The 4,417-nt window shown below is 61.6% G+C and carries 4 protein-coding genes; all 4 read left to right on the forward strand.

The annotated features are described in order from the left end of the window. The first annotated feature begins 1,310 nt into the window (after window positions 1-1,310). A complete protein-coding gene (gene istA / locus ABR948_RS28995) occupies window positions 1,311-2,810 on the forward strand; it encodes an IS21 family transposase (protein WP_428124664.1) in 1,500 nt (499 codons plus the stop codon). Continuing rightward, the gene (gene istB / locus ABR948_RS29000; RefSeq protein WP_428124666.1) at window positions 2,797-3,567 is read left to right on the forward strand and encodes an IS21-like element helper ATPase IstB; all 771 of its coding nucleotides are present in this window, start codon (window positions 2,797-2,799) and stop codon (window positions 3,565-3,567) included. The genes istA and istB overlap by 14 nt, the downstream gene beginning before the upstream one ends. A gap of 36 nt (window positions 3,568-3,603) precedes the next feature. Next, the gene (locus tag ABR948_RS29005) at window positions 3,604-3,768 is read left to right on the forward strand and encodes a hypothetical protein (protein ID WP_428124668.1); all 165 of its coding nucleotides are present in this window, start codon (window positions 3,604-3,606) and stop codon (window positions 3,766-3,768) included. Window positions 3,769-3,817: 49 nt separating this feature from the next. Then, window positions 3,818-4,417 (forward strand): HAD family hydrolase (locus ABR948_RS29010; protein WP_428124670.1); only part of this gene is annotated, 600 nt, incomplete at its 3' end.

A 4,417-nucleotide genomic window follows, 5' to 3' on the forward strand; every position in this document is an offset into this window, starting at 1 on the left:
CATCGGACCAGAGGAACCACTCGACGTGGTCGGGACCGGCAGTGCGGTGAGCCCCGTTTCCCCTCTGCTTGTCTGCGCAAGAGGACTTCGGCGAGACCGGTCCAACGATCCCGCCACTCTCGACGGTCTAAAGTATTTCCGTCTCTCGTCAGGCTTGGTTTAGCGACCGTGCCCGCTTTGGTCGTTCATTGCCAGGAGGACATCAGGCCAATGGGACCCAGATGCTCCGACCGGTGTCTCAGGCCACCAGGGTTTCCGCAGGGCCCCACAGCTAGGAGGTTACGGGACGCTGATATGATCGCGTCGTTCTCGGAAGAAATGTGAACGCCGGTCGAAATCCGCACTTTTTTGGCAGCACGTGAACCTGCACCGCGATTGACCCCGGTAGCGGATTGTCCAGGTAGTCCATAGGAGGGCCCCGCCCCGTAGCGGAGCGCGGTTCGCGCGCAGCGAAGCGGAGGGGCGGGAGGAGCCTGTGGACCCACCTGGGCAATCCGCGGGATGTGAGGGGCCCACGAGCGACAACGATGGCCGCTCGGATAGCCGGGTCATGGCCGGCATTGTCATCTTGATTGACGCGCCCCCCAGCCCAATCGCCATCGCAGCAAAGGGTGCCGCCTTCTTCCAATTTCTAGACTTGTAGCTGTGAGTTTTGGCCGTTCTCGGACGCGCCGCGCCTGACTGCGATCGGCTGTCGCGATAAGAACCTGTCGATATTCGAAGGCAGGCACGGCACCGATCCCAACGTGGCAGTTCGCATCGGCGCCGTGCCCTACACCGTGCAGGAGCACGAATGCAGGGGCATGATCGCACCCGGGAGGGATTGCGTCTACAGCACGTGCGTGCATCCGCACATGGGAACGGCGACTGCCATGACGGAGCTGATGGAACGCCTGCGCGGCTGTTCTTGTGCCATGGCTGCCGGGTCCAAGTGCTTATCTGCAGCCATTGCGATCGCGGTCACATGTACTGCGCCGACGGCTGCGCTGGGAAAGCGCGCCGACATTCGCAGCGCGACGCCGGTCGGCGTTACCAGACGAGCCGCCGCGGCCGCATCAACCATGCGGCGCGAGCACGCCGCCACCGGGTGCGCAAAAATAACGTGACGCATCAGGGTTCCATGCCGGATCGATTGGATGATCTGGTGCCCGAGGACCAGGCTGTGGGCGCGACGGCACAAATGTCTGCGGACAGCATCAGCCGACCGCGATGGCACTGTCATTGCTGCGGCCGTCGCTGTCCGCAGCTTGTTCGCCGCAACTTCCTGCAACGCAGCCGCGGCCCGTGGAGTAATCGAAGAGGACGTCGCCGTGACCATCCCCCCTGACATCGAGGCGCAGATCCTGCGCTATTACCATGCTGAACGCTGGCGGATCGGAACGATCGCCAAACAACTGCGCGTTCACCGCGACACCGTCGCCCGGGTGTTAGCCCAGGCCGGCCTGCCGCGCATCGAGAGGCTGCGCCGCCCCTCGAAAATCGATCCGTATCTGCCATTCATCCACGAGACCCTGGCGAAGTTCCCGACGCTGAGGGCGAGCCGCCTGCACGCGATGGTGCAGGAGCGCGGCTATCGCGGCGGTCAAAGCCAGTTCCGCCATATCATTGCTTGTCACCGACCACGGCCACCGGCGGAAGCTTATTTGCGTCTGCGCACCCTGCCTGGCGAACAAGCTCAGGTCGATTGGGGACATTTTGGCCATGTGGTGATCGGCCGGGCCCGCCGGCCGCTGATGGCTTTTGTCGCGGTCCTGAGCTTCTCGCGCCAGATCTTCCTGCGCTTCTTTCTCGATGCCCGCATGGAGAACTTCCTGCGCGGCCATATCGGCGCCTTCGCGGTTTGGAACGCGGTGCCGAGAGTCATTTTGTACGACAACTTACGAAGCGCCGTGCTGGAGCGCCGCGGCGACGCCATCCGCTTCAATCCCATCTTGCTCGACTTCGCCGGGCATTACCGTTACGAGCCGCGTCCTGTCGCCGTCGCCAGGGGAAATGAAAAAGGCCGGGTCGAGCGCGCTGTGCGCTACGTTCGGGATGGCTTCTTTGCCGGCCGCCAGTTTGCAGATGTCGAAGACCTCAATGCCCAGGCCGACGAATGGTGCCAGGGCGCGACGGCGGATCGGCGCTGCCCGGATCAGGACTCCCTAACGGTCCGCGAAGTTTTTGCCCAGGAGGCCCCCTATCTTATGAAGTTGCCGGACAATCCCTATCCGGTCGTCGAGCAGGTGGCGGTCTCGGTCAGCAAGACGCCTTACGTCCGCTTCGATAAAAACGACTACTCGGTGCCACACAGCCATGTGCGGCGATCGCTCACCGTGCTGGCAGATCCCGACCGGGTCCGCATCGTCGATGGACAGCAGATACTGGCCAGCCATCCGCGCAGTTACGACAAGGGCGAGCGGATTGAGGATCCCGCCCATATCCAGGCCCTCATCGATCAAAAGCGTGAAGCACACCGCGAGCGCGCCACCGATCATCTCGCCCACGCGGCTCCAGCCAGCCAGAAATTGCTGGTTCGCGCCGCTGAGCGGGGTGCCAATCTCGGCGCCATCACGGCTGCCCTGATGCGTCTGTTGCGACGCTACGGGGGAGCCGAGCTGCAGTCTGCCATCATGGCGGCGCTCGATCGCGATGTGCCACATCCAAATGCCGTACGCCTGGCGCTGGAACGCCGCCGCGAAGACCGCCAACAGGTCCCGCCGGTCGACATGACGTTGCCAGCCCATGTGCGTGCGCGCGACGTGGCCGTGCGGCCGCATTCTCTCGAGACCTATGACCAGTTGAAGGATCACAACCATGAAGAATCTTGAGGGACTGCATGCGCGCGCCAAAGCTCTGCGCCTGCACGGCCTGTTGGCTCATTGGTCGGAAGCGGTCGCCGAGCCAGCTCTCGCCAAAGCGGGAGCCTGGGTCGAACAGATGCTTGACTGGGAAGAGCAAGAGCGGGCGCGCCGAAGCCTGGAGCGCCGTCTCCAGGACGCCCATATCGGCCGCTTCAAAGCCGTCTGCGACTTCGATTGGACATGGCCCAAACGCTGTGATCGCGCCACCTTCGAGGCGTTGATGTCGCTCGACTTCCTCAAGGACGCCACCAATGCCGTACTCGTCGGTCCGAATGGCGTCGGCAAGACGACGTTGGCGCGCAATCTCGCCCACCAGGCGCTCATCCACGGTCACACCGTCCTGTTCACCAACGCCGGCCAGTTGCTCGGCGACCTCGCCGCCTTGGACAGCGATTCCGCCCTCCGCCGTAGGTTACGGTACTACGCCGCGCCGGCACTCCTTCTGATCGACGAAGTCGGATACCTCTCCTATTCCAACCGTCATGCCGATCTGTTGTTCGAGCTGATCTCAAGGCGCTACGAGCAGAAGAGCACCGTTGTGACAACCAACCGGCCATTCGCCGAATGGCGCGACGTCTTCCCCAATGCCGCCTGCGTCGTCTCCATGGTCGATCGCCTCATGCACAACGCGGAAATCGTTGCTATCGACGGCGAATCCTACCGCGTCAAGGAAGCCCGCGAACGAGCCGAACAGCGCGCCAAGCAACGCCGGGGAGGAAAATGATGGCCAAACGCAAGACAACTAAGCGGCGGCAACGCCATGACCATTCCATCCAAGACCGAGCGTCCCTTCGCGCCAGAGCACCACATTCCGCGGGACTGCCTCACCTGGTCCATCTATCAAACCAATTTGCAAGATCTGACGCGCCAGCAGCGTCAGTCTCCACCCGTCGGTCATATCGACGACGACGACCTGCCGTTCTGAGAATCACCGCACGCCTGATCAACAAGGGGCCGAAGACGGCCCCTTGTTCATGACCCATACGCGGCAGCTTGTGCTGCCAAAAAAGTGCGGATTTACACCGGCGGCAACAGATCTTGACGATACCATCCTTCTCGCGCTCAGTCGCCCTGATGTTGCATGGCTTGACGTAGTCGCCAAGGTGATTGGTGCCTCCGAGGCGTTGCCCGCTAGCGTAGTTACATCAGCTATCAAGACGTTTTCCAAAAAATTCTGGTCGGATGCGGAGCGCAATCGCATCTGGCGAGTTCAAATGCCGGGAGCTCGCCGTGAAATCGTCGCAGGAGCGTTCGCTGCATTAATTGAAGCGGGCTACAATCTGCCGCCGCCTGATGTTGCAAACCAAATTGCAGATGAGTTTACGGCATTCTGCGAAGATCAGATCAGGATTTCCCCTGATGCCTACGAGGTCCTCGCTGAACTAAAGCGAAGGGGCTTAAAAATTGCGCTTGTTACCAACGGTGCGGCTGAGGCTCAGCGCGTTAAGATAGGGCGCTTCATACTAGCTGACTATTTCGACCATATCCAAATCGAAGAGGAAGTTGGATTTGGCAAGCCAGAAGAGCAGGCCTACTTGCATGCGATGAGTGCTCTTGGTGTGAAGCCTTATGAG

This window comes from Bradyrhizobium sp., assembly GCF_050014615.1.
Taxonomy (GTDB): Bacteria; Pseudomonadota; Alphaproteobacteria; order Rhizobiales; family Xanthobacteraceae; genus Bradyrhizobium.

Coding starts and splice junctions, on each gene's coding strand:
- ABR948_RS29005 (WP_428124668.1), top strand. CDS start 3,604: ATGACCATTCCATCCAAGACCGAGCGTCCCTTCGCGCCAGAGCACCAC.
- istB (WP_428124666.1), top strand. CDS start 2,797: ATGAAGAATCTTGAGGGACTGCATGCGCGCGCCAAAGCTCTGCGCCTG.